Source organism: Sphaerisporangium sp. NPDC088356, from assembly GCF_040685555.1.
Classification (GTDB): Bacteria; Actinomycetota; Actinomycetes; order Streptosporangiales; family Streptosporangiaceae; genus Sphaerisporangium.
The window spans coordinates 1-25402 of record NZ_JBFBIK010000036.1 but is presented as its reverse complement, the minus strand read 5'-3'; the positions used below and the strand labels follow the sequence as shown (position 1 = coordinate 25402).

Sequence of the window (25402 nt, the reverse complement as noted above, 5' to 3'; positions counted from 1 at the left end):
TCAGTACCAGCCGGTGGCCTGGGAGTGCCCCCAGGCGCCGCAGGGGGTCTTGTAGCGGGCCGCGATGTAGCCGAGGCCCCACTCGATCTGCGTCGCCGCGCTGACCTGCCAGTCGCCGCCCGCGCTCGCCATCTTGCTGCCGGGCAGGGCCTGCGGGATGCCGTAGGCGCCGCTGCTGCGGTTCATGGCCCGCTCGTTCCAGTGGCTTTCCCTGTCCCAGAGCTTCTCCAGGCAGCCCCACTCGCCTGACCAGCCGCGCGCGGCGGCCATCTTCTGGCCGAGCGCCTTGTTGCTGCCGGGGTTGGGCTTGGAGCCGGGCGGGAAGGCCTGCGCCGTGAAGCCGTCGCCTCCGGGCGCCTTCCGCACGATCTTCACGGGGTCGAAGCCGGCCGCGCCCTTCTTGCGGGCGTTCTTGATGTCGTACGCCCGCTGCGCCTGCGCGGCGACGGCCTTGAGCGCGTCGGTCTCGGCGTCGGGCGCGAAGGGGTCGTTCAGCCCGCGGGTCAGCTCGCCGAGGGTCAGCGGCGTGGCCGGGGCGGCCTCGTTCTCCTGGATGGTCTTGACGACGAAGACGCCGAGCGCCGCGACCACCGCCAGGGACATCCCGACGCCGATCACCCGCTTGGTCGTCAGCCACGACCCGCGTGCGCCCCGCTTACGTGCACGGCCACGCGGCGCCGGGGCGTAGTCGTCGTCCCGCCCGCCTCGCCTGTCCTGCAACTGCTGACCTGAGCTCACGGCCTATGAGCTTGCCGTGACATAGGGGGTGGTTCGCAACCCAAACGGCAAAATTCCTTGAAGGTCTCATGACCTAACCCGCGAGTAACGTGCGCTTATCCACCTCAGTGTGATTCTCGTCACACCACCACCCCAGGGTCCGCCCTCCGGACCCCCGCACCGGAGGGCGGCCGGATGGCGAGCCATCCGGGAGGCGCGTCCGCGGACGAGGCGCGGATCCCCCGGCCCCTCGGGCCGGCACGGCAGCAGAGGCGTCGCGGGAACCCTGGCTCGGGAGCGGACCCCCTCAGGCTGCTTAGTTACTGTCGGGGTTGCGTCGGCGCCACGTCACAGTTCTGTGACAGAGAAGGCGATAACGGAGTTTCGGCAATAATGTCCGGGTGGCCGGCATCCTTCTCGTTGAAGACGATCCCTCCGTCAGGACGGGGCTCGAGCTGGCACTCACGCGGCAGGGCCACTCCGTCACCGCTTACGCGACCGGCGAGGAGGCCCTTGACCATGTGCGCGCCCGGCGTCCCGAAATCGTCATCCTCGATGTGATGCTGCCCGGAATCGACGGCGTGGAGGTGTGCCGCCGCATCCGCAGGCTCGACTCCCTGCCGATCATCCTGCTCACAGCTCGCGGCGACGACCTCGACATGGTGGTCGGGCTGGAGGCCGGCGCGGACGACTACGTGGTCAAGCCCGTGGAGCCGCGCGTGCTCGACGCCCGCATCCGGGCCGTCCTGCGCCGCCTGGAGTCCGCCTCGGCCGACCGGATCAGCTTCGGGGACCTCGTGGTCGACCGTGGAGCGCTGAAGGTGACCCTGGCCAACCGCGAGATCCACCTCACGCCGACCGAGCTGCGCCTGCTGCTCGAACTGGTACGTCACCCCGGCCAGGTGCTCAACCGGCGGTACCTGCTGCGGGCGGTGTGGGACCACAACCACGTGGCCGACTCCCGCCTGGTGGACGCCTGCGTGCAGCGCATCCGCGCCAAGATCGAGCCAGTGCCGGCCGAGCCGGTGTTCATCCACACCGTGCGGGGCTTCGGGTACCGCTTCAGTCCCCCGTGAACCTCGGCCGCCGTCGTCCCACCGGACTGCGCGGCCGGCTGGTCATCACCTTCATCCTCGTCGCGGTGACCGCCTCGGCCCTGGTGGCGGGCATCGGCTACCAGCTCGTCCGCCGCGCGCTGCTCGACCGTGTCGAGGGCAGCGCTACCGTCGACGTCCGCGACGTCCTCCAGCGGATCTCGCTGCCCATCGGCACGAGCGACCTGCTCTGGCCGACCGACTCGGTGGTCACCGAGGGCGATCTCACCAGCCTCGCCGAGTCGCTCGGGGGCCCCGACCGCCAGGTGATCCTGAGGTACGGCGACCAGGAACGGCTGAGCACGGGCACGAGCCTCGCGCTCGGCGACGTCCCGATCGAGCTCCGCAGGCAGGCCGCGTCGCGCATGGTCCGCGAGCGGCTGCTGATCAGGGAGCAGCCCTGGCTGCTGATCGGCACCCAGGTCCACCGGCTCACCCGTACAGGGGCGGTCCGCCCGACCGGCATGACGGTCTTCGTGTTCGTCTCCCTGAAGGAGGAGGACGGCGTCCTCGCCCGGCTGCGCACCGCGCTCGCCCAGGCCTCGGGGATCACGCTGGCGATCGCGCTCACCGTCGCGCTGGTTTCCGCGCGCAGCGTCCTGCTGCCGGTACGCAGGCTCGGCGACGCCGCCCGGGCGCTCGGAGCCGGACGCCTGGACACCCGCCTGCCCGTGCACGGCCGCGACGAGCTTGCCGGGCTGACCGCGACGTTCAACGACACGGCCTCCGCCCTGGAGCAGACGGTGTCGGAGCTGCGCGCCCTTGAGGCGATGTCCCGGCGGTTCGTGGCCGACGTCTCCCACGAGCTGCGCACTCCTTTGACCGCGATGACCGCCGTGACCGACATGCTCACCGAGGAGGCGGAACGGCTTCCCCCCGACGCGGGCAAGGCCGTGGACCTGGTGGTCCGCGAGATCAACAGGCTGCGGATCCTGGTGGAGCACCTCATCGAGGCCAGCAGGCTGGACTCCGGCGCCGCCGTGCTGACCAGGGAGAACATCGAGGTCGGCGAGGCGCTGGCCGACTGCCTGGAGATCAGGGGATGGACGGGCCGGGTACGCCTGGACGTCCCGCGCGGCCTGTCGTTCTCGCTCGACCCCCGGCGCTTCGACGTGATCGTGGCCAACCTGATGGGCAACGCCCTGTACCACGGCGCGCCCCCGGTGACGGCGACCGCGCGTGCGCTCCGCAGCGGCCTGCAGGTGAAGGTGCGCGACCGGGGGAAGGGCATCCCCCAGCAGGCGCTGCCCCACGTCTTCGAGCGTTTCTACAAGGTGGGCGCGGGCCGGGCGCGCAGCGAGGGCAGCGGGCTCGGCCTCGCGATCGCCAAGGCCAACGCCGAGCTGCACGGCGGCACCATCACGGTGGAGCTGTGCGACCCGGGGACCCAGTTCACGCTGTGGATACCTCACCCATGAGACCACCACCGAGTCCCCGCGGTGGCGTCCCCGCGCGACGCGGCGGTCGCCTGGCACGCCTCGCCGTACCGGCCCTGGTCGTGATGCTGGCGGCGGCGTGCGGGGTGGACCCGACGGGCGTCGTCGACGCCGGGCCGGCTCCGGTGATCAGCGCCCGAGGCGCCGCCGCGACCGTCTACCTGCTCCGTGACGGGCGGCTCGCGCCCAAGAACGTCGCCACCGCCTCCGCGGCGGCGCAAGACGTCATCACGGCGCTGTTCGAGGTGGGCAAACGGTCGGGGGACGGCCTCGGGACCGGCCTGCGGGGGTTCCGGCTCGAACAGACGGTCCTCGGGCGGTACGGGGTGGACAGCGGCATCCGCAACGACCCGGAGAACCCCGTGGGCCTGCGGCTGCACGTGATAGTGAACGGCCCCGGCCGTCTCGGCAGGACGGCGATCGCCCAGATCACCTGCACAGCGCGGCTGCGCGAGGAGATCTGGGCCGTGAAGATCACTCAGACCACGCCCAAGGGGCCGCTGGCGCTGGGCGAGCACACCTGCCGCGAGTACCACGATCTCGCGGCGGCCAACGTCAACCTCCCGCCGTGACGCCGGTCACGGCGAGGGTGACGTGGTCCGCTACCGGATCAGACCGTGATGTCCTCCAGCATCTCGGTCACCAGGGCGGCGATGGGCGAGCGCTCGGACCGCGTCAGCGTGACGTGGGCGAACAGCGGGTGCCCCTTGAGCTTCTCGACGACGGCCACCACGCCGTCGTGCCGTCCGACCCTGAGGTTGTCGCGCTGGGCGATGTCGTGGGTCAGCACGACCCGCGAGTTCGCGCCGATGCGCGACAGCACGGTCAGCAGGACGCCCCGCTCCAGTGACTGGGCCTCGTCCACGATGACGAAGGCGTCGTGCAGGGAGCGGCCGCGGATGTGCGTGAGCGGAAGGACCTCCAGCATCCCGCGGTCGAGGACCTCCTCGATCACCTCGGGCGTCGTGACGGCTCCGAGCGTGTCGTACACCGCCTGCGCCCACGGGCCCATCTTCTCGTTCTCGGATCCCGGCAGGTAGCCGAGCTCCTGGCCGCCCACGGCGTACAGCGGGCGGAAGACGATGACCTTGCGGTGCTGGCGGCGCTCAAGCACCGCTTCCAGCCCCGCGCACAGGGCGAGGGCCGACTTGCCCGTGCCCGCGCGGCCACCGAGCGAGACGATGCCGACCTCGGGGTCCATGAGCAGGTCGAGGGCGATGCGCTGCTCGGCCGAGCGGCCGTGCAGCCCGAACACCTCCCGGTCGCCGCGCACCAGCCGCACGGACTTGTCGGCCTGCACCCGTCCGAGCGCGGAGCCCCTGGTGGAGAGCAGCCGCAGGCCGGTGTGGGCGGGCAGCTCACGTGCCTCTTCCAGGTCGAGCGTGCCGTGCTCGAAGAGCGACTCGACGTCCTCGGTGGTCACCTGGAGCTCGGCCATGCCGGTCCAGCCGGACTCCACGACCAGGTCGGCGCGGTATTCCTCCGCGGCGAGCCCGATCGAGGCGGCCTTGACCCGCATGGGAAGGTCCTTGGACACCAGCACCACGTCGCAGCCCTCGGCGGCGAGAGAACGAGCGACGGTGAGGATGCGGGTGTCGTTGTCGCCGAGCCGGAAACCGGCCGGCAGGATCGCGGGGTCGCTGTGGTTGAGCTCAACCCGTATCGTGCCCTCGCCGATCGGCATGGGCTCGTCCAGCCTCCCGTACTTCACCCGTAGGTCATCAAGTACGCGCAGCGCCTTGCGGGCGAAGTAGCCGAGCTCAGGATGATGCCGCTTGGCCTCCAGCTCGGTGATGACGACGATAGGTAGAACTACCTCGTGCTCGGCGAAGCGGCTCATCGCCGCAGGGTCGGCTAGGAGGACTGAGGTGTCCACAATGTAGGTACGCCTGGACGGCGTCGTGCTACTGGAGGTAGTGGACGGGTTGCTCGAGGACACTGCCACGCGTTCTCCCCCGGGCGCCAGGAGTAAGCACCCTGCCAGATGAGGTGGTGAACGGACCGGGTCCGGTGGTGCGCCCCCAGATGCGCGAGGCGCGGCCGGATACCGGCCCTCCTCGTCAAAAGGCGACGCAAGGGCGGACCCTCTCCCGAAGTAGGCCGTATGGACTGCCTACCAACTACGGTACGTCGTGCACGCCCCCTACCCAACAGCTCAACCAGGGCTGATAGGGGGGGTTCACGGGGTGTTTCAGTTTCCGTACCGTCGGTGCCGCGCGGCGTACGACCGCAGCGCCCGCAAGAAGTCGACCCTGCGGAAGTCAGGCCAGTAGGCCTCGCAGAAGTAGAACTCCGAGTGGGCGCTCTGCCAGAGCAGGAATCCGGAGAGCCGCTGCTCTCCCGAGGTCCGGATGAGAAGATCCGGGTCGGGGAGGCCGCGCGTGTAGAGATGCTCCGCGATGTGCTCGACATCGAGGACCTCGACAAGCTCCTCGATGCTCGCGCCCTTGCTGGCGTGCTCCTGGAGGAGGGAGCGCACCGCATCAGCGATCTCACGTCTTCCTCCATACCCAACTGCAACGTTCACAATCAGCCCAGGTCGGCGTGATGTCGCTTCTTTTGCATCTTTAAGGATGCGGGCCGTGCGATCGGGCAAAAGGTCCAGCGCACCCATCGTGTTGACGTGCCAGCCTCCGGCCACCAGCCCCTGGACGGTGTCCTCGATGATCTCCATGAGCGGGTCGAGCTCTTCTTTGGGCCGGGAGAGGTTGTCGCTGGAGAGCAGCCACACCGTGACCACCTCCACGCCCGCCTCGCGGCACCAGACGAGGAGCTCGGAGATCTTGTCCGCGCCCTTCTGGTGGCCGTGCCTGACGTCGCGCAGGCCCATGGCCCTCGCCCAGCGGCGGTTCCCGTCGACGATGACGCCCACATGCCGGGGTATCTGGTCGGAGGACAGCCTCGTCCCGAGCCGGCGCTCGTACAGCCGGTACACGAGATCGCGCACGCCCATGGAGACCTCCCGTTCGCCGCCCGTCCGCTTCGGGGCGTTGACAACACGCAATTATCACGCGCGCGGACCCCTGCCCGCCCCCGCTTCGGTTACCGATCAGTACCGGTGCGGGCGGCAAGGGTGCCCCGGACCCGGCCGGAAGGGTCAGCCCAGACGGCTCACGAGGGAGTGGTACTCGTCCCACAGCTCCTTGGGCATACGGGTGCCGAAGGTCTCCAGGTGCCCGGGGATCAGTGCGGCCTCTTCCTTCCACACCTCGCGGTCGACCGACATCAGGGTCGCCATGTCGGCCTCGGACACGTCGAGGCCCTCGGTGTCGAGCGCTCCCTCGGCGGGCAGCAGGCCGATCGGCGTCTCCACGGCCTCGGCCTCGCCGTTCAGGCGCTCGACGATCCACTTGAGCACACGGCTGTTCTCGCCGAACCCGGGCCACAGGAACCGGCCCGAGGCGTCCTTGCGGAACCAGTTGACGTAGTAGAGCCGGGGCAGCATGCCGTCCGCGCCCGTCTTGCCGATCTTGATCCAGTGGGCGAAGTAGTCGCCCATGTTGTAGCCGCAGAAGGGCAGCATCGCGAACGGGTCGCGGCGCAGCTCGCCCACCTTGCCCTCGGCCGCGGCGGTCTTCTCCGACGCCACGTTGGCGCCGAGGAAGACACCGTGCTGCCAGCTGAGCGACTCGGTGACCAGCGGCACGGCCGTCGCGCGGCGCCCGCCGAACAGGATCGCCGAGATCGGCACGCCCTCGGGGTCGCGCCACTCGGGGGCGATCGTCGGGCACTGGGCCGCCGGGGTCGTGAAGCGGGCGTTCGGATGGGCGGCGGGCTCGCCGGAGGCGGGCGTCCAGTCGCGGCCCCTCCAGTCGGTGAGGTGCGCCGGAGGCTCGTCGGTCAGCCCCTCCCACCACACGTCGCCGTCGTCGGTCAGCGCGACGTTGGTGAAGATGCTGTTGCCCCAGAGCGTCTTGATGGCGTTGGCGTTGGTGGACTCGCCGGTGCCCGGCGCCACGCCGAAGAACCCGGCCTCGGGGTTGATGGCGTGGAGCCTGCCGTCCCGGCCGAAGCGCATCCAGGCGATGTCGTCTCCGACCGTCTCGACCTTCCACCCCGGAATGGTCGGCTGGAGCATCGCCAGGTTGGTCTTGCCGCAGGCGGACGGGAAGGCAGCGGCGACGTAGCGCGTCTCGCCGGTCGGCGGGGTGAGCTTCAGGATGAGCATGTGCTCGGCCAGCCAGCCCTCGTCGCGGGCCATCACGCTGGCGATGCGCAGCGCGTAGCACTTCTTGCCGAGCAGGGCGTTGCCGCCGTAGCCGGAGCCGTATGACCAGATCTCACGGGTCTCGGGGAAGTGGCTGATGTACTTGGTGGAGCTGCACGGCCAGGGGACGTCCTCCTGGCCGGGCGCCAGCGGGGCCCCCACGGAGTGGACCGCTTTGACGAAGTCGCCCCTCTCCTCGATCAGCCGCAACGCCTCCTCGCCCATGCGGGTCATCACGCGCATGGAGACGACGACGTACGGAGAGTCGGTGATCTCGACCCCGAGCTGGGAGATCTCACCGCCGAGCGGGCCCATGCAGAAGGGCACGACGTACATCGTGCGCCCGCGCATGCAGCCGTTGAAGAGCCCGTCGAAGGTCTCGCGCATTTCCTTCGGGGCCACCCAGTTGTTGGTCGGGCCGGCGTCCTCGGGGCTCTCAGAGCAGATGAAGGTGCGGTCTTCGACCCTCGCCACGTCCGTGGGGTCCGAGGCCGCGTGGAAGCTGTTGGGCCGCTTGGTGAGACGGGTGAAGGTGCCCTGCTTGACCAGCAGGTTCGTGAGGCGCGTCCACTCGGCCTCCGAACCGTCGCACCACTCGACACGGTCGGGACCGGTCAGCTCGGCGATCTCCCTGACCCACGCGACCAGCTCGGCGTGAGTCGTCGGAGTGGTCATTTCTATGGAAACTGACACGGGGCCGGCTCCTTACTCTCAGGCCAACATCATTAACGACAAACCGCCCCGAATCCAATTGGCGTAGACCAGTCGATGAAACAGAAGCACAAGAACTTCTAAAGTCAGAAGATCCGCTCTTCCCATTTCACCGCTGTTTCACGCTCGTGAATTCGGTGCGCCGCCGTGGCCCCTGTCCGCTGCCCGTGCGTACGACGTCACGGCAGGCAGGGACCGCGATGGTTCGTGGGAGTTTACCCACACTTGACCGAGATAAAAGGGTGCCCCCCGGCCGGCGGACCCGCTACCCGCCTGGCGCCGAGCGAACATTGGTATAGGCCAATTCGAATGGTCTAGGCCTGTTAAAGAATTGGTTTAGGCCAATTTACGCATTCATCTCCGGGCCCTCGGAACGCACGCGGTCGACGTGCTGGAGCGCATCGCGCAGGTCAGCGAGCCAGGTGTCGGTGTGGCTGCCGACCAGGCGGACGCACCACGCGAGCGCGTCGCTGCGGCTGCGCGCGACGCCCGCCGCGACCAGCGTGTCGAGCACGCGCCGCTCCTGCTGGCGCAGGCGGGTCATGACCGGGATCGAAAGCGTGGTGAACATCACTGTCTCGCCGCCCACGGACACGCCCCAGGAGACCTTACGGCGGAACCGGTGCTCGGCCTCGCGGGCGATCTCGATGCGGCGCTCGCGCGTCTCTTCCCTGAAGCGCTGGATGAGGCCGTCCAGCAGCGCGGCCCTCTCAGCGCCCGAGGCGTCCTCAGGCGCGTCCGGGATCCGAAGCGTGCCGACCACCGCGATCTCCTCGCGGTCGAGGACGAACTCGTGCTGCCCGGAGAACCACTCCTGCGGCAGGCGGCCGGTGAACCAGGAGATGATCACTGCTTCATCTGTTTCCATGTAATTGAGATTACACCCATACGTCGAAGCTTCAATGGGGTAAAGCCGTCCCCGTCGAAAAGAGCCCGCGGGCGCGCCGGCGAACCGTGAACTCGGCCCGCGCGAAGCGAGACCGTACGCCGTTCGGCACGCGAGAATCAGAAGATGAGCACACCTGCGCGCATCGAACAGCAGTGCGGTCTACGCGAGCGCAAGAAGGCCAAGACCCGGCTGTCCATCCGGGAGCACGCCATGCGGCTGTTCGTCGAGCAGGGGTACGAGAACACGACGATCGAGCAGATCGCGGAGGCCGCGGAGGTCTCGCCGAGCACGTTCTTCCGCTACTTCCCGACCAAGGAGGACGTCGTCATCCAGGACGACTACGACCCGCTGCTCGCCTCGGCCTTCCTGGAGCAGCCGGCGTCGCTGCCGCCGCTCGCCGCGCTGCGTGAGGCCGTCCGCCTGGTGTACGGCGAGGTGCTGGCCTACGACGAGCAGACGATTTTGCGGCGCATCCAGCTCGTCTGGGCTATCCCGTCGCTGCGCGCGCGGCAGATGGAGGGGCAGATCGCCACGATGACGATGCTGACGGCCGCCATCGCCGAGCGCACCGGCCGGCCCACCGACGATTTCGCGGTACGGGTCTTCACCGGAGCCGTCGTGGGCGGCTGGATCGCGGCCGTCGAGCGCTGGGTCCGCTCCGACGGCGAGGAACGCCTCATCGGCCTGATGGACGAGGCGCTGGTCCTGCTGGAGGAAGGGCTGCCGCTCTAGGGAACGGCTGCTCACCAGGACAACGCGGAAACCTGTCCGCGTTGTCCTGAGCCCGCGGGCACACCACGGGCCGGGGGCATCATGAGCCGGTGCGGTCGGTGGTGCCCCAGAACCATTCGATCTTCGCGGTGCTCCTGCGCCGCTCGATCCACTCGTCGAAGATCCGCCGCTGGACCTGCTCACGGACGATGTCGTCGAGCACGGCGGGCACAATGGCCAGCACCTTGACCAGCATGAGTCCGTTTTCGGTGCTGACCGGCCCCACGACCGTGCCAGGCTCGGCACCGAACACCTGGCGGGCCGCCTCCGGGCTCAGCTCTCCACGCCGTAGCGTGACGAAGATCGGCCCAGCCATGGCCGTGCCCGCCGCGAACGCCCGCTCGGCGGCCCGCAGGAAGTCCTCGCGCTCAGCCGGAGGCTCGGCGCCGGCGTCCACTGCCGCCCGCACGACCCGTGCGATGTCGAGCTCGTGGCCACGCTCGGCGAACCACTCCTCCACCAGCCCCGCGGACACCCGCTCGCGCAGCCGCGCCACCGACGCCTCGGTCGCGACCAGCTCCTCCAGCTCCGGGTGGGAGATGCCGTTGCGGTCCATCCATGCCCGCGTCGCCTCCCCCGTCAGCAGCCCGCGTGCCCGGCGGAACGCGTTCATGGCGTCCTGCAGTTCCGCGTCGGTGAAGCGTTCCGGCGACTCCTCCAGGGCCTCCCGTACGAGGCTGTCGCCGACCAGGCGATCGGCCAGGCGGGACTCGTCCCAGATGAAGTCCAGGGCCGCGATGGCCCTGGTCACCGGGGTGTCGACGCCGTTGACCCGGAGCAGCAGGTGCTCGGCGGCCCGGTGGACGCCGCGCAGCGGCCACGGCAGGGCGGTGCCTGGACACCACGACAGCGAGACGGTGGCACCGCTCCCGTCCTTGACGAGCAGGGCGTGGTGCAGCGAACCGTCGTACTCCTCCCGCTGCCTGATCAGGCGCGCCCGTACGTGCGGATGGTCCGCCCGGAACGCCTCCAGGTCACGCTCGGCCGTGCCGCCGCTGAGCAGGCCGACCGCGTCGGCCAGTGTCCGCCCGTCCACCATCACTTCTCTCCCCTGGTGAGCAGGTCACCGATCGCGGCGCTGATGGGCAGGCCCGTCGCGGCCTCGATCCACAGGAACTGCCCGTTCGGATTGATCTCGAGAAAGACATAGCGGCCGTCCGGCGTGAGGATCAGGTCGATCGCGCCGTAGGTCAGCCCGAGCCGCCCGACCAGCGCCACGCAGCGCTGGGAGACCTCGCCGGGCAGGTCGTGGACCCGGATCGGCGTGGCGCCCGGGTCGTAGTGCCGCCAGTCGTACTTGGTGTGGTTGCTCACCTGTGAATGGATCTCGGCGGCGAAGACCGCCGTCCCCACCACGGTCACCCGCACCTCGACCCGCTTGGGCACATAGGCCTGGACGATGACCGGGCAGTAACGCAGCGCGTCGGCGTATCCGGTGTCGGCCGTGGACACGGGCGCGGCGAAGCGGCCGAACCGCTCTCCCTGACCTTCCAGCCGGTTGCCGTGGACCGGTTTGGTGATCACACGTCCCTCGTGCCGGTCGTAGAAGTCGAGGAAGGTCTCGGGGTCGGTCGTGACCAGCGTCGGGGGCAGCTCGAAGCCCAGCAGGCGGGCCCGTTCGAGCTGGTACGGCTTGCGCGCGGCGCGGTCGATGACGGGCCTGGACGCGGGGACTCCGAGGCAGTCGAGGCTGTCCCACAGGCTGTCGGACACGGCGCGCAGCTCGTCATGGATGTAGTCCGCGTAGGCGTAGGGCGCGACCTCCGGATGCGCGACCGGGTTCAGCGGCCTCCGGTACCAGAACGCCGTGAGCTCGTCGAGGACGACCTGGCGGCCACCGGCGTGGAGCACCCGCCGCGTCGAGCCGGTACCCGTGTGACTGATCTCCAGGCGGGCTTCGGTGGGATATAAGGACGGATCGAAGACGACGACGTCGGCTCCGCCGGCCGTGAGGAACTCGACGACCCGGTCGGCATGGTCGTCACCGTCGCAGGTCAGTACAAGGATCATCTCTGTGCCTCCCCGGCACGCGGGGGCGCGTCGCTCGGACGCGCCCCCGCACCGATCAGGAGTCGCCCGAGGTGTGGCTGTGGTCACCGTGGATCACGATGACCTGGCTCTTCGCGCCACCACTGACCTGGAGAAGCTGAGCCTCGTCGAGCTCGGGGCCGACGGCCGCGATGTCGTCGAAGGAAGTACGCGTCTTGCTCATGTGAGTCCCACCCTTTATGTAGTACGGCGCACCCCTTGTGCGCCGTTCCCCACCAGAGGAACTTAAGGGGGCGGGACAGGGCGGGGCGTCCCTCTCGCGGGTGACCGCCGCTCATCCGGAAGACGGATTGGCCGGGCACCGTACCCGGGTGGCCGAGGCGGCGCCCGGAAGGCGAAGGCGCGGGTCAGCGCACGCGCGCGGCGACCCAGGGGCTCACCCGGACGACTCCGGCGAGGTTCTTGGTGTACACGGGCGCGATCTTCACGACGTCACCCGTGTGGGGCGCGTGCAACATCTTGCCGTCGCCCCAGTAGATCGCCACATGGGAGATATAGCCGGGGTTGGTCGGGTCGTTACGCCAGAACAGCAGATCGCCGGGCTGCGCCTGCGCGAGGGGAACCTGGGGGCCGGTGACCCACTGCTGGTGCGTCACCCGCGGCATGCGCACCCCGGCCTGGGCGAACGCCCACTGCACGAGCCCTGAGCAGTCAAATGAGTCGGGCCCCTCGGCGCCCCAGACGTACGGCCGGCCGAGCTTGCCCACCGCCGCCGAGAGCGCGACGCGCATCTGGTCGGCCGACATGAACGAACTGACCGGCCAGGTGGTGCGCGCCTGGGCGGGGGGCGTGAGCACCGGGTTGATCAGGGCGACCTGGCTGCCCTTGGGCAGGATCTTCAGAAGCGTGAGACGGAGCCGCGTGGAGTCGACGCCGGGGGCGCTCACGACCAGCGCGTTGCGCTCGGGGATGCCGAGCGACTTCGCGACCTGCTGGGAGACCACGGCGTTGATCAGCCCCATGCCCATCGTCGCGTAGGCGCCGACGCGGAGCTTCTGGCCGCCTCCGTTGATGGTGGAGCCGAGCGCCACGCCGCCGTCGCTGCCGAGGGTGAAGGACACCGCTATGTCGCCCGCCGCGACGCTGTTCCACAGGGCGTCGGAGCGTGCCGTGGAGCGCGGGGTGTACGCGCGGAACGTCGAGGGGTCGACCCCCATGGTCTGCACGCGCTTGCCGTCCATCATGACGTCGGCGGCGCTGACGACCTCGACCGCCTCGACCCCCTTGCGGGCCTTGACCCGCCGGACGGCGACGGCCGAGAGCGGGCGGGACGCCACCACGAAAAGATGCGGCTTGCGCAGCTCGCCCAGCGGCGCGACCTGCGCCTGAGCCGCGGGGGCGGGAAGGTCTCTGGTGGCAGCGACGAAGCCGGTCTCGCGCTGCGGGATCTGCCTGCGGAGAGCCGGCTCGGTGACCGTCGTCCGCTGCTGCCCCAGCTCGCCGAGGATCATGAGGTCGGCCGCCAGCACCGTGACGAGCCCGATGGCGATGACCGGGACGGCCCGGCGCAGCGGCCGTGGCAGCGGGCGCCGGCGACGCCCGGCCCGGGGCAGCGGGCGGGGACGGTAGCTCAGATCCTCACGGGCCTCGGCCAGCGCGCCGCCCAGGTAGGCGCGGACACCGCTCAGGCCCCGGGTGAGACTCTCTCGGACGACGGTCGTACCACGCGGTCGCCGATCGAGCACGTTCCACCCCTTTCGCCGTGGTATCTCACATCGAGCGCTGTCGCACGCCAGGCGTACGTCGTCCCCTTCAGTGCCTGATTGTCCCGAAGTTCGACCCCCGGTGTCCGGCGATTCTCCCTTAATCAGCCTCGATCCGCCGAAGCGGCGCTCCGGCGGATCATGTCACGGGGTCGGACGTGGGTGTCGAGCGCGATGCTCAGTTGCCGATGTACGGCACCGCCTCAAGGATCTCCACGGTGTTCTGCCTGCCGTTGGGCAGCGTATAGGTGGCCCTCTCTCCGATCTTCTTGCCGTTGATCGCGGCACCGAGCGGGGATCGGGGTGAGTAGACGTCGATCGGGGCGCCGCTCTCCTCGCGGGAGGCCAGCAGGAAGGTCACCTCGTCGTCATCGTCACCGTCGAACCGTATGGTCACGGTCATTCCGGGGCCGACAACGCCTTCGGCACGCGGGGCTTCCCCCACTCTCGCCTGGTCGAGGAGCTGGCGGAGCTGGAGGATGCGGCCCTCCATCTTGCCCTGCTCCTCCTTGGCGGCGTGATACCCGCCGTTCTCCTTGAGGTCTCCCTCTTCGCGAGCGGCTTCGATCTTCTTGGCGATGTCGACACGCCCGGGCCCCGAGAGATACTCAAACTCCGCCTTCAGGCGGTCGTACGCCTCCTGCGTCAACCAGGTGACGTTCTCTTCGCGGGAGTCGACCACGGGTTCTCCTTGCGTACTCGTGAGAGTTGCGAGCGTTCGAATTCGGGGAGACTAACAAATTAACCCGCCCGAACGCTTTCCCAAAAGTCTCATTGTACGAGATAGCAGTACTGCACGTGGCCCGAAGTGGCCTGAGCGCTGGTCTCAAGGCGCTCCGTCAGCTGGATGTCGGCCTGGCCGGCGGGGAGCGTGACGTCGCGGGTGCCCACCTCGACGTGATCGGTGTCGGTGGCCCGCAGCTTGCACACCGCCGCGCGGTCGGCGGCCTTGTGCGCCTGGAAGGTTATCGTGATGGAGTTCGGCCCGCCCACCTGGAAAGCGATCACTTCGGTCATCACGTCGGGATTTCCCTTGGCCGACATCATGACGTAACCCCAGCCGCCCATCGCGATCGCGATAAAGATCCCGATGATGAGGAAGGCGATGGATCTCCCACCCCGTCCGAAGCGTCCCGGACGGTCCGGAAAGGACTCCGGGGTGCCGAGGACCGGCCCAGCCGCGTTCGAACCGACACCACTATCGGTCATGGCGGAATCTCCCAGCGGTCCCTCGTCGTTGCACGAGACAATTGTCCCCTGCGGGGGCTCCGCCCTGCGCGTCGCCCCAGGAGAAACTAGCCTCTCCGGGGAGCTGTCCTGGACACCTGAGGAGAAACCGAGCCGTGAGTGCACCGCTGAGGCTGATGGCCGTACACGCGCACCCTGACGACGAGTCGAGCAAGGGAGCCGCCACGATGGCGCGCTACGTGGCCGAGGGCGTCGACGTGCTGGTCTGTACGTGTACCGGTGGTGAACGCGGCTCCATCCTCAACCCCAAGATGGAGCGTCCCGACATCCTGGAAAACATCACCCAGGTCCGGCGCGAGGAGATGGAGAAGGCACGCGAGATCCTCGGCGTCGAGCAGAGCTTCCTCGGCTTCGTCGACTCCGGCCTTCCCGAGGACGAGAGCGAGCCGCTGCCCGAGGGGTGCTTCGCGCTCCAGCCGCTGGAAGTGGCGGCGGCTCCGCTGGTCGCCGCCGTGCGCGCGTTCAAGCCGCACGTGATCCTGACCTACGACGACGACGGCGGCTACCCGCACCCCGACCACATCATGACGAACAAGATCTCCATCGAGGCCTTCGAGGCGGCCGGCGACCCCGACCGCTACGTGGGCATGGGAGACCCGTGGCAGCCACTCAAGCTCTACTACCACATGGGCTTCACGCGGGAGCGGTTCGAGGCCCTCCACCAGGCCATGACCGACCGGGGGATCGGCTCGCCGTACGGCGACTGGATCGCCCGCTGGGAGGACCGCCCGCAGAAGTGGGAGATCACCACGCGCGTGCCGTGCGGCGACTACTTCGAGACGCGCGACCTCGCGCTGCTCGCGCACGCCACCCAGATCGACCCGGACGGCTTCTTCTTCGTCTGCCCGCGCGACCTGCAGCGGGAGATCTGGCCCACCGAGGACTACCACCTCGCCCGGTCGCTGGTCGACACCGCGCTGCCCGAGGACGACCTGTTCACGGGGATCCACGCGGGCGAGGTCTCTCACGCCCGCAACTGACGCGACGCCCCGGGCGGCAGACCACCAGCCTGCCGCCGCAGGGGGTGAGGCCCCCAGGTGGCAGACTTGACAGGTGACTGATTTCACCGCACACGCCGTTGCCTCCCTGCCGGGAGCCGCCGCTCCGCCCACTCCGGTCGGCCCCGGCCTGCTCGGCTTCATCGTGGTCGCCGCGATCGGCGTCGCGCTGTACTTCCTGGTGAAGTCGATGAACAGGCAGATCTCCAAGATCGAGGTTCCCCGCGAAGCCGAGCTGGACAGGCCCGGAGCCCCTCTCGACAGGCCCGAGGCCGATCTGGACAAGCCTGGAGCCGGTGAGCAGGAAGCCCACCCACGACCCAACGGGACCCGCTGAGCGCTGTGGTCCACGAGAGGAATCCCCCATGGACCACAAGGTCGAGGTGACCGACAACCCGGACGCCAAGCGCTTCGAGATCACGGCCGACGGCCGGCTCGCCGGGTTCGCGGAGTACCACCGGCTCACCGGCCGGCTCGTCTTCACGCACACCGAGGTGGGCGAGGAGTTCGAGGGTCAGGGGCTCGCCAGTCGCCTGATCCACGACGCGCTCGACGCGGCACGTGCCGAAGGTGTGCCGGTCGTCCCCCGCTGCCCCTTCGTCGCCCGCTACATCGAGCGCCACCCCGAATACCGCGACCTCGTCGCCGGCGACCACACGGGCGTGGCGCAACCCTCCAGCTGACGCCTCACTCAGGCGCCCACGCGCGCTCCAGCGCCTTCGGCAGGCCCCACCAGCCGAGCGGGGTGAGGATCGCCTTCTCGTCCACGATGCCGAGCCGCTGCCACAACGGCGTGACCGACGTGAACAGCGCCTCGGTGGTCTCGAGGTCTTCGGGGTCGTCCATCTCGACGTCGATGTCCTCGGACTCGGCGACGAACCTCGCGATGCGCTCGGGCGAGGCCAGCACTCCGGGGCCGCGCCGGGCGAGCGCTATGACCGCGGCGAGCCAGTCGGCGTGGTGGATGGTGCAGATGGCGGCCAGCGCGGCGTCCTCCTGGCTGAGCTCGCCTTCCAGGTCCCAGAACTGGTGCTCGTCCTCGTCCTGCAGGTCGGAGACCGGCGAGGCGATGCCCGCCGCCACCATGAGCCACAGCTCGGTGTCGCTCTCGGGAAACGGGCCGTCGTCGAGGCCCGCGCAGGCCTTGAGCACGCTGCCCGGATATCCGGGCTCCGCCAGGACCGCGCGGAGTCGCAGGACGGCGGTCTCCAGGTCGTCCTCGGGGCACGGAGGCTCCGGCAGGTCGGCGAGCACGCGGTGGAGCTCGCTGAGCGCGAACGCCTCCTCCTCGTCCCAGGAGGCGAACAGGCCCTCGTCGAGCTCGTCGCCCACCGCGATGCTGGGCACCCGCCCGTCAGGAAGCGCCGTGGAGAGCCAGCGGTCCTGGATCCCCTCGTACACCTCGCGGGCCTCGGAGTCGCCGGCCACGAGCCGGTCGGGGTCGATCTCGCCGCCGGTCACGTGCTGCTCCAGGTGGGTCACGAGCCGCTCGTACAGCTCCGCCGCGACCGGGCCGCGCTCGCCTTCCTCAGGCCAGACGAAGTAGCTGCGGGTGATGAGGATCGGCTCGGTGCCGGTCGACTCCAGCCACCGCTGGACGTCCCCGACCGTCGCCACGCCGGCCTCGATGCCGGTGAGCGTGGCCTTGGCGGAGTCCCAGAAGGCGGCCGACAGGGGGTTGCCCGCCGCCAGCATCGCCCGGCGCAGATCGGGGATCGCCACCAGCGCTTGGCCACTCGGCAGCGCGAGCAATGCCCGGGCGACATCCCGACGGGTCAGGCTGGCCGCGGGCCGGCCCGCGTGCTCGCTGACGAAGTCCAGATCCATGCTCACGCCCCGTGAGCCTACGCCCATGTCCCCGAACGTGACAGCGTGACCATCCCCCGCACGCCATGAGCGGCGAGGTGGACCGGTCCGGTGGCCACGAGACGACATGTCAGGACGGGACGAAAGGCCCTAGCGGAGACCTCTGAAGTGGGCAAAGGGTGAAATGAGGACTTGTTTCGCACCCGAGGAGGGGCCATGACCGTGACCCAGGCGTCGCGCGTGAGCCGAGATCGCACACGACCGACATCCAGTTCCGACGGCGATCTGATCCAGCTCGACACTCCTGTCGTCAGCCTCCACGTCCACCGCCCGCACATGCCAAGGATGCCTCGCATGCCAAGCATGTCTCGCATGCCGGGTATGTCTCGTATGCCCGGCACGTCCAGCAGTCGGGGACAGGAGATGGGCAGGGCGGTGGAGACCGCCAGGACGTTCCTCCCTCCGCCCGAGCGCATCGCCTACTACGGCGGGCTGGGTCTGCTCGCGGCCATCGGGCTGATGGAGTGGCCGGTGGCCGCGGCCATCGGAGCCGGGACCATGCTGGCGGCACGGGCCTGCGCCTCCGCCCAGAAGTCCGAGCAGGAGTCCAGGGCCACCGAGCGGCCGTCGCGGGCGCGGGCGTCCACCGCCACGACCGGCAGGGCCACGCCCCGCGCTTCCAGGGCGTCGACATCACGGGCGGCGACACCACGGGCCTCGACATCACGTGCGTCCACTCCGGCGTCCGCCAGGACGTCCCGGACAGCGCGATCGACCTCGTCCACGTCCACCCGGACGCCCGCACGGTCGACGTCACGCGCGGCCGGAAGCTCGTCCACGCGGTCGACGTCACGCGCCGCCGGATCCTCGCCCGCACGGACTGGATCGGCGCAGACGGCGGCAACTACGGCAGAGAGGCGTTCAACCGCCTGACCTGGGCATACTTAGGGTCGAATGATCAGACCGCACGCCGCGCGGTCTGATCATCTTGTCGGCACCCGGTTCCCTGGAGGCGTTTTGTTCTCGCTACGCGACCTCAGGGGACCGGTAGGCCTGATCACGTCCTTGCTGCCCGAGACGGTCCGCGGCCTGCTTCCCTGCCCCCGGCAGGTCCACACGTTCGCGGGAGGGGTCCGCGTCCAGCTGTGGAACATCGGCGGCCCGGCGACCTCGCCCGAGGCCCGTGCGCTCGAACGGGGTCTGGTCGACCTCGGCGGGGTCGACCGGGCGGAGGTGAACGGCGCGCTCGGCTTCGTCTTCATCGAGTGCGACGCCGGCACCGTCGACGTCGGCAAGCTGCTCAGGATCGTGGACGAGCTCGACGTCGCGGAGCGGCCCGGCGACGGACAGGTGGCCCGTCACGCGGTGGAGAACCAGGCCCGCGCGCTCGTGGAGCTGGGCGCCGGGCTCGTGGGCGCCGGCGTGACGCTGGTCGGCCGGGTGACGCGCGTGACCAGGGCGCCGGCGGCGCTGCCCGCCCTCCTCCAGCTGGCGGAGTCCACCCCCCGGGTGCGGCACGAGGTGGAGCGCCGTGTCGGGCGGCCGACCGCCAACATGGTGTTCGCCACGACGCGCTTCGCCGCCCAGACGCTCGCGCTGCGCCCCCTTGGGCTGTTCATCGACTCGCTCGCGGCGGCCGGCCGCCTCGCCGAGGCCACGGCGGCACGCCGGGCGTGGACGGCGAGGGAAGAGGAGTTCGCCGAGAGGAAGGGCGGCTACCGGCACATCAGGGCGGCCGTCACCGAGCGCCCGCGCCCCATGCCGTACGGGCCGATCGAGCGCTACGCGGACACCGTCAGCGTCGGCGCGCTCGCCTCGTACGGCGTGACCTCGATCATCAGCCCCGACCAGGAGCGGGGGCTCGCGATGCTCGTCGCCGGGACGCCCAAGGCGGCCAGGCTCGGACGGGACGCCTTCGTCAGCGCCGTGGGCATCGCCGTCGCGCGACGGGGCGCTTTGGTCCTGGACCGCGACGCGATGCGCTGCATGGACCGCGTCGACACGGTGGTGTTCGACGCCGACACCCTGACCATGGGCACCTGGACCGTCCACGAGGTGGTCGCCCTGGCCCCGGCCGCCGATCTGAACCCCGGCGACCTGCACGCCCACGTCTACGCCCTGCTTGAGGGCGCGGACGCGACCGTACGCCGCGAGCTCGGCGAATGGGCGGCCGAATCGCCGGCGGCCGTCCCCGTCCAGGCGGCGCACTGGCGGGAGAAGGGGATCCGGCCCATCGCCGTCACCTACCGGGGCGAGACGGTCGCGCTGGTCGGCGTCGTCCGCGAGGTGCATCCGTTCGCCGAGGCGCTCGTCGGAGCCGCCGGTGACGCCTGCGAGGTGATCATGGCCGGCGGCGACCCGGACCTCGCCTGGCGGCTCGGCGCCGAGCGGCTGGTCGCGGGGGGCGCCCGGCTCCCCCAGGCCGTGAGGGCCCTGCAGGCCGACGGGCGTGCGGTGGCCGTGGTGACGCAGCGCTCCCGTCGCGGGCTGCGCGAGGCGGACCTGGGCATCGGCGTGCTGACCCGCTCGGGGCGGCCGCCGTGGGACGCGGACGTGATCGGCGGCCCCGACGCGGCACACCTGCTGCTGAGGTCCCTTCGCATGGCCAGGACCACCAGCGGTCGCAGCGTGAAGGTCTCCGCCGCCGGGGCCGTACTCGGAGGCGCGCTCACCGTCTTCGGGCCCGCCGAGGGCTCGGTGCGCCGGGTGCAGCTCGTCGGCGACTGCACGTCGCTGGTCACGCTGGCCACGGGAGCGTGGTCGGGCCGCGACGTCGGCCGCGGCGAGCTGCCCGAGCGGGTCGACCGCACACCCTGGCACGCGCTGCCGACACAGGACGTCCTGGCCCGCCTGTCCTCGACGGTGGCCGGGCTCAGCGAGGCGGAGGCCGCCCGCCGCAGGACCGTCGCGAGCCCGCGGGAGACCAGGGGCGCCTCGCTGCTCCGGGCGACGGCCGAGGAGCTGGCCAACCCGCTCACGCCGGTGCTGGCCGCCGCCGCGGGCGTGTCCGCCGCCATGGGGTCCGCCCTGGACGCCGTTTTGATCGGCGGGGTCCTGGTCGTCAACGGGCTCATCGGCGGGGCGCAGCGGACCAACGCCGACCAGGCGCTCACCCGGCTGACCGACGCCACCGCCGTCCCCGTACGGCTGCGCCGCCCGCAGGGGCCGGTGGACGCCACCGCCGACGACCTCGTACGAGGAGACATCATCGAGCTGCGGGCGGGAGACGCCGTGCCGGCCGACTGCCGGGTGCTCAAGGCACGTGCCCTGGAAGTCGACGAGGCGCCCCTCACCGGCGAGTCGCAGCTGGTCACCAAGTCACCCAAGCCCACCGCCGCCCCGGCGGTGGCCGACCGCACCTCCATGGTCTACCAGGGCACCACCATCGCGGCGGGCCACTGCCTGGCCGTGGTGGTGGCGACCGGAACGGCCACCGAGGCGGGCCGAACGGCCGAGCTCGGGAAGCGGGAGGCGCCGCCGACCGGTGTGGAGCTGCGGCTGCGCGCCCTGAGCCGCCAGATCATGCCGGTCGCCCTCGGCTCAGGCGCGATGCTGATGGTCACCAACCTGCTGCGCCGCTCCACGCTCGCCTCGGCGCTGGCCCCGGCCGTGAGCCTCGCCGTGGCCGCCGTACCCGAGGGCCTGCCGTTCATCGCCACGGTGGCCGAGCTGGCGGCGGCCAGGCGGCTCTCCACGCGCGAGACGCTGGTGCGCAACCCGTCGACCATCGAGGCGCTCGGACGGGTCGACGTGCTCTGCTTCGACAAGACCGGCACCCTCACCGAGGGGCACATCAGCCTGGGCCGGATCTCCGACGGCCGCCTGGAGCATCCCGTCGAGGGCCTGCCCGCGGACTTCCGGCCGATCCTCGCGGCGGCGCTGCGGGCGGGCCCCCAGCTCGACGGCGAGCGGGCCGTCCCGCACCTCACCGACCGCGCGGTGGTGGAGGGCGCCGAGAGGCTCGGGGTGGTCCCCTCCGAGGGGCTCGGCTCCTGGCTGCGGATCGACGAGATGCCCTTCGAGTCGGCCCGGGGTTACCACGCGGTGCTCGGCACGCCGGGGACGCCGGTCACGACCGTACCCGGGGGCGGGGGCCCTCACCTGCTCAGCGTGAAGGGGGCTCCCGAGGTGGTGCTCACCCGGTGCACCACCATGCTGAACGACGGCGAGGTCGCGCCCCTGGACGAGGACGCCGCCCAGGCGCTCACCAAGGAGGTCGACCGGCTCGCCCAGCAGGGTTTCCGCGTGCTGGCCGTGGCCGAGCGCTCGGCGGCGAGCCAGCGCGACCTCGACGAGTCCCGCGTCGAGGGGCTGTGCTTCCTGGGCTTCCTCGGGCTGGCCGATTCGGTCAGGCCCACGGCGGCGCACAGCGTGGACCGGCTCGTACGAGCGGGCGTCCGGGTCGTCATGATCACCGGTGACCATCCCAGCACGGCCGAGGCCATCGCCGCCGAGCTGAACGTGCTCGACGGCCTGCGGGTCATGACCGGGGCGGAGCTGGACGCGATCGACGACGCGGCGCTGACCGGCATGCTGCCGGAGGTATCGGTGTTCGCACGCGTCACCCCTGCGCACAAGGCGCGCATCGTCGCGGGCCTCCAGCGGGCGGGGAAGGTGGTGGCCGTGACCGGTGACGGCGCCAACGACGCCCCGGCCATCAGGCTCGCCGACGTAGGCGTCGCGCTGGGCTCGCGGGCCACCCCGGCGGCACGCGCGGCGGCCGACGTGGTGGTGACCGACGACCGCATCGAGACCATCGTCGAAGCCATCGTCGAGGGACGGGCGATGTGGAGCTCCGTCCGCGACTCGCTCGGCATCCTGCTGGGCGGCAACCTCGGGGAGATCGTGTTTACGGTCGGATCCAATTTGTTCGCCGGCCGCAACACCCTGAACGCACGACAGCTCCTGCTGGTCAACCTGCTCACCGACATGCTGCCCGCCCTGGCCATCGCCATCCGGCCGCCGAGCGCCACGAGCCCGGAGAAGCTGCTGACGGAGGGGCCGGAGGCGTCGCTCGGCGATGCCCTGACCAGGGACATCTACGGGCGCGCCGCCACCACGGCGGCGGCGGCCTCCCTCGCCTGGGTGCTCGCGCGCTCCACCGGCACGCAGGCGCGTGCGGACACCGTGGGCCTGATCGGCCTGGTGTCGGCGCAGCTGGTGCAGACCCTGATGGTCGGCGGCAGGGACCGCACGGTCATGGCCGCCGCCTCGGTGTCACTGGCGTGCCTGTTCGTCGTCGTCTCCACTCCGGGGCTCAGCCAGCTCTTCGGATGCCGACCGGTGGGGCCGTTCGGCTGGACCATCGGGCTGGGCAGCGGAACCGCGGCCGGGGTGGCGGGCCGGCTGATCAATCCGCCCGAAGGGAACGGTCACTGACCGTTCACTGTTTGGACACTTCAATCTGGACATATAGTCACATCGGTCATCAATGCTGTATAAATCAGTCGAAACACCCCTACTGTGAGGTTCCGGTGTACAACTTCTTTGCCTCTGTGCTGGCCAAGGCGGCCGTGATGTTCGTCGAGGCGCTGGTCGTGCGCCTCGTACAGGTCTGGATCGACAAGGCCGCCCCGCAGGCGGCCTGAACCGCGGATCGACAGGCCGCCCCGCAGGCGGCCTGAACCGCGGATGAACAGGACCGCCCCCTCGGGCGGCCCGAAACCGAGGTCGGACAGGGCGGCCCCCGAGGCGGCCCGGACTCCAGGTGAACCCGGCCCCCGCCTCAGGCTGCCCGTTCCACCCCGGGGGAACCCCTCTCGCTCTTCGCGTGAGGCGGACGCCGGTCGAACTCGGCGCCCGGGCGTCGAGGGTCCATGATTGACGTCATGGAGATCCTCCGTGCCTGAGCGCCCGTACATCTTGCTGTCGGTCGCGACGTCGATCGACGGTTTCATTGACGACGCCTCCGGCGAACCGCTCGCGCTGTCCAACGCGGCCGACTTCGACCGTGTCGACGAGGTGCGCGCCGGGTGCGACGCCATCCTGGTCGGCGCGGGCACCGTCCGCGCGGACGATCCTCGGCTCCTGGTCCGTTCCGCGACCCGCCGTGCGGAGCGCGTGCGGCGCGGGCTCGGCGAGACCCCGCTCAAGGTCACGCTGACCAGCGGCGGCGACCTCGATCCGAGCGCCCGTTTCTTCACCCTGGGCGACGTCGAGAAGATCGTGTACGCGGCGGCCCCCTGCGCGGACAGGGCTCGCAAGAGCCTTTCCGAGGTGGCCACCGTGGTCGACGCCGGTGACCCGCTCGACCTCCCCGGCGTCCTCGCCGACCTTTCGGCGCGCGGGGTACGGCGGCTCATGGTCGAGGGCGGCGGTGCCGTCCATACGCTCTTCCTCACCTCCGGGCTCGTCGACGAGCTCCACCTCGTGGTCGCCCCGTTCTTCGTCGGCGACCCATCCGCCCCCCGATTCGTCGGCGAGGGCGCCTTCCCGTACGGCCCGGCCAGCCCGATGCGCCTCGCCGAGGCCCGCCAGATCGGTGATGTGGTGCTACTGCGCTATCTTCCCCGGGGCGAGCCTGAGGAGGGAGGAGTCCCATGACTGACGTCGACCGCCGGTGGCTGGACAGGACCGTCGAACTCTCGCGCCTCTCCCCCACCTCGGCCACCGCGTTCGCCGTGGGCGCCGTCCTCGTGGACGCCGGTGGCCAGGTCCTCGCGACCGGCTACTCGCGGGAGGGTGATCCCCACGACCACGCCGAAGAGGCGGCCCTGGCCAAGGTCTCCCGCGACGAACCCCGGCTCGCCTCGGCGACGATCTACAGCTCCCTCGAACCCTGCACCACGCGGGCGTCGCGTCCTCGCAGCTGCACCGAGCTGATCCTGGCCGCCGGCATCCGCCGCGTCGTGTTCGCCTGGCGCGAGCCGGACGTCTTCGTCGACTGCACCGGCGCCGAGACGCTGCGCGAGGCGGGCGTCGAGGTCGTCGAGATCCCCGACCTGGCCGCCCGGGTGCGCGAGGTCAACGCGCACCTGTTCGAGGCGTAGACCGGGAAGCGCTTTGCGGACTCTCTAACTGGTCAAGGCTGCCTTCGGAGCCCGTTAAGCTGCATGGCGCGCCATTCGCGGCGTGACAGGCACTCAGAGGGAGAAGTTCACGATGTACAAGGATTTCGCAGTCGAGGCCGTGATGTGGCTGATCCCGGTCGTCGTGCTGCTCGGCATCGCGTGGCTGGTCACCGCCACGGCCTGACGCCTCGCGCCCCGAAGACCTTGGTGGTGACCGGCGTCGCCGTGCTCGTCCTACCCGCGCCACGCTGGGCGCCCTCGGCTCGCTCGGGGTGATCACGACCAAGGCGTCGGGTGAGGTGGACGCGGCCGGGCTCCGCACCGCCACGGCCACGGCCAAGACGGCTCGCGTCAGCCTGCTCGGTGGCCTGGTCACCGCCGACGAGATCACCTCCACGGCGCGGGCCCGTGATGACGAGTCCGGCCACGTGACCACCACGGGCGGGGTGGACCTCACCAGCCTCAAGGTCAGCGGCGTACCGATCGCCGACCCCGAGATCGGCCTGACGATCGACCTCCCGCAGGTCGCCAAGGTCGTGATCAACGAGCGGGTGACCGCCCCCGGCGGCATCGCCGTCAACGCCATCCACGTCCGCACGCTGGCGGGGGTCGACGTCATCGTCAGCCACGCCAGGGCCTCTCTGACCACGCCCGGGGCCCCCTGCCCGGTCTTCTGACCCCCCACCTGGGGAGCGGATCGTCACCCGGGATGTGGCTCGTCACCCGGGAAGTGGCTCGTTATCTGGCTCGCCGGTGCCGACCG

The 25402-nt window shown here is 70.5% G+C and carries 23 protein-coding genes and 1 pseudogene; 11 read left to right on the top strand and 13 right to left on the bottom strand.

Going from position 1 to position 25402, the window contains the following annotated elements:
* Positions 1-738 (bottom strand): lytic transglycosylase domain-containing protein, encoded by a 738-nt coding sequence (locus tag AB0O34_RS16040; RefSeq protein ID WP_363916149.1) that lies wholly within the window; start codon positions 736-738, stop codon positions 1-3.
* Between the two features lie 380 nt (positions 739-1118).
* Between AB0O34_RS16040 and AB0O34_RS16035 the strand changes: the two genes are divergently transcribed.
* The 3 genes from AB0O34_RS16035 to AB0O34_RS16025 are packed head-to-tail and all read left to right on the top strand — an operon-like array spanning position 1119 to position 3819.
* The gene (locus tag AB0O34_RS16035; protein ID WP_248961623.1) at positions 1119-1793 is read left to right on the top strand and encodes a response regulator transcription factor; all 675 of its coding nucleotides are present in this window, start codon (positions 1119-1121) and stop codon (positions 1791-1793) included.
* Positions 1790-3229, top strand: coding sequence for an ATP-binding protein (locus AB0O34_RS16030; protein WP_363916148.1), 1440 nt, complete (start codon positions 1790-1792; stop codon positions 3227-3229). The genes AB0O34_RS16035 and AB0O34_RS16030 overlap by 4 nt, the downstream gene beginning before the upstream one ends.
* Positions 3226-3819, top strand: coding sequence for a hypothetical protein (locus AB0O34_RS16025; RefSeq protein WP_363916147.1), 594 nt, complete (start codon positions 3226-3228; stop codon positions 3817-3819). Before AB0O34_RS16030 ends, AB0O34_RS16025 begins: the two co-directional genes overlap by 4 nt.
* Before the next feature lie 38 nt (positions 3820-3857).
* Here AB0O34_RS16025 and AB0O34_RS16020 read toward each other — a convergent pair whose 3' ends face one another.
* The 4 genes from AB0O34_RS16020 to AB0O34_RS16005 all read right to left on the bottom strand — a co-directional run bounded on the left by AB0O34_RS16020 (position 3858) and on the right by AB0O34_RS16005 (position 9033).
* Positions 3858-5186: a PhoH family protein gene (locus AB0O34_RS16020; protein ID WP_363916182.1), complete on the bottom strand. Its 1329-nt coding sequence runs from the start codon at positions 5184-5186 to the stop codon at positions 3858-3860.
* 252 nt (positions 5187-5438) lie between these two features.
* The gene (locus AB0O34_RS16015; RefSeq protein ID WP_363916146.1) at positions 5439-6200 is read right to left on the bottom strand and encodes an isoprenyl transferase; all 762 of its coding nucleotides are present in this window, start codon (positions 6198-6200) and stop codon (positions 5439-5441) included.
* Between the two features lie 144 nt (positions 6201-6344).
* Positions 6345-8129 carry a phosphoenolpyruvate carboxykinase (GTP) gene (locus AB0O34_RS16010; RefSeq protein WP_363916181.1) on the bottom strand — a complete coding sequence of 595 codons (1785 nt, stop codon included), beginning with the start codon at positions 8127-8129 and terminating at the stop codon, positions 6345-6347.
* A 382-nt stretch (positions 8130-8511) separates the two neighbouring features.
* Entirely contained in the window at positions 8512-9033 is a 522-nt protein-coding gene (locus tag AB0O34_RS16005) for a hypothetical protein (protein WP_363916145.1), read from the bottom strand.
* Between the two features lie 144 nt (positions 9034-9177).
* On the opposite strand from AB0O34_RS16005, the gene AB0O34_RS16000 reads away from it, so the two are divergent.
* Positions 9178-9786 carry a TetR family transcriptional regulator gene (locus AB0O34_RS16000; protein WP_363916144.1) on the top strand — a complete coding sequence of 203 codons (609 nt, stop codon included), beginning with the start codon at positions 9178-9180 and terminating at the stop codon, positions 9784-9786.
* 79 nt (positions 9787-9865) lie between these two features.
* Here AB0O34_RS16000 and AB0O34_RS15995 read toward each other — a convergent pair whose 3' ends face one another.
* From AB0O34_RS15995 to AB0O34_RS15970, 6 genes are all read right to left on the bottom strand, one after another.
* Positions 9866-10864 (bottom strand): TIGR04500 family putative peptide maturation system protein, encoded by a 999-nt coding sequence (locus AB0O34_RS15995; protein WP_363916143.1) that lies wholly within the window; start codon positions 10862-10864, stop codon positions 9866-9868.
* On the bottom strand, positions 10864-11835 hold the full coding sequence (locus AB0O34_RS15990; protein ID WP_363916142.1) for an MvdC/MvdD family ATP grasp protein: 972 nt from the start codon (positions 11833-11835) through the stop codon (positions 10864-10866). The genes AB0O34_RS15995 and AB0O34_RS15990 overlap by 1 nt, the downstream gene beginning before the upstream one ends.
* A 55-nt stretch (positions 11836-11890) precedes the next feature.
* The gene (locus AB0O34_RS15985) at positions 11891-12037 is read right to left on the bottom strand and encodes a hypothetical protein (RefSeq protein ID WP_363916141.1); all 147 of its coding nucleotides are present in this window, start codon (positions 12035-12037) and stop codon (positions 11891-11893) included.
* A gap of 184 nt (positions 12038-12221) precedes the next feature.
* Complete coding sequence (locus AB0O34_RS15980) at positions 12222-13559, bottom strand: C40 family peptidase (protein ID WP_363916140.1); 1338 nt, start codon at positions 13557-13559, stop codon at positions 12222-12224.
* Between the two features lie 196 nt (positions 13560-13755).
* Positions 13756-14259 carry a transcription elongation factor GreA gene (greA, locus tag AB0O34_RS15975; protein ID WP_363916139.1) on the bottom strand — a complete coding sequence of 168 codons (504 nt, stop codon included), beginning with the start codon at positions 14257-14259 and terminating at the stop codon, positions 13756-13758.
* An 89-nt stretch (positions 14260-14348) separates the two neighbouring features.
* On the bottom strand, positions 14349-14786 hold the full coding sequence (locus AB0O34_RS15970) for a DUF4307 domain-containing protein (RefSeq protein ID WP_363916138.1): 438 nt from the start codon (positions 14784-14786) through the stop codon (positions 14349-14351).
* 134 nt (positions 14787-14920) lie between these two features.
* Here AB0O34_RS15970 and mca point away from each other — a divergent pair, with 134 nt between their 5' ends.
* The 3 genes from mca (at position 14921) to AB0O34_RS15955 (ending at position 16506) form a co-directional block, all read left to right on the top strand.
* Positions 14921-15805 (top strand): mycothiol conjugate amidase Mca, encoded by an 885-nt coding sequence (gene mca / locus AB0O34_RS15965; protein ID WP_363916137.1) that lies wholly within the window; start codon positions 14921-14923, stop codon positions 15803-15805.
* Positions 15806-15878: 73 nt separating this feature from the next.
* Positions 15879-16160, top strand: a complete 282-nt coding sequence (locus tag AB0O34_RS15960; RefSeq protein ID WP_363916136.1) for a hypothetical protein — start codon at positions 15879-15881, stop codon at positions 16158-16160.
* Between the two features lie 28 nt (positions 16161-16188).
* On the top strand, positions 16189-16506 hold the full coding sequence (locus tag AB0O34_RS15955; protein ID WP_363916135.1) for a GNAT family N-acetyltransferase: 318 nt from the start codon (positions 16189-16191) through the stop codon (positions 16504-16506).
* Between the two features lie 4 nt (positions 16507-16510).
* On the opposite strand, the gene AB0O34_RS15950 is transcribed toward AB0O34_RS15955, so the two are convergent.
* On the bottom strand, positions 16511-17650 hold the full coding sequence (locus AB0O34_RS15950; RefSeq protein WP_363916180.1) for a hypothetical protein: 1140 nt from the start codon (positions 17648-17650) through the stop codon (positions 16511-16513).
* A 461-nt stretch (positions 17651-18111) separates the two neighbouring features.
* Positions 18112-18468 (bottom strand): hypothetical protein, encoded by a 357-nt coding sequence (locus tag AB0O34_RS15945; protein WP_363916134.1) that lies wholly within the window; start codon positions 18466-18468, stop codon positions 18112-18114.
* A 178-nt stretch (positions 18469-18646) separates the two neighbouring features.
* Between AB0O34_RS15945 and AB0O34_RS15940 the strand changes: the two genes are divergently transcribed.
* The 4 genes and pseudogenes from AB0O34_RS15940 to AB0O34_RS15925 form a co-directional block, all read left to right on the top strand.
* Complete coding sequence (locus AB0O34_RS15940) at positions 18647-23008, top strand: HAD-IC family P-type ATPase (RefSeq protein WP_363916133.1); 4362 nt, start codon at positions 18647-18649, stop codon at positions 23006-23008.
* A gap of 462 nt (positions 23009-23470) precedes the next feature.
* Entirely contained in the window at positions 23471-24172 is a 702-nt protein-coding gene (locus tag AB0O34_RS15935; RefSeq protein ID WP_363916132.1) for a dihydrofolate reductase family protein, read from the top strand.
* Entirely contained in the window at positions 24169-24618 is a 450-nt protein-coding gene (locus AB0O34_RS15930) for a deaminase (RefSeq protein ID WP_363916131.1), read from the top strand. Before AB0O34_RS15935 ends, AB0O34_RS15930 begins: the two co-directional genes overlap by 4 nt.
* 242 nt (positions 24619-24860) lie before the next feature.
* Positions 24861-25316 (top strand): annotated as a pseudogene (locus AB0O34_RS15925) (choice-of-anchor P family protein); the annotation flags it as partial.
* Positions 25317-25402: the final 86 nt, after the last annotated feature.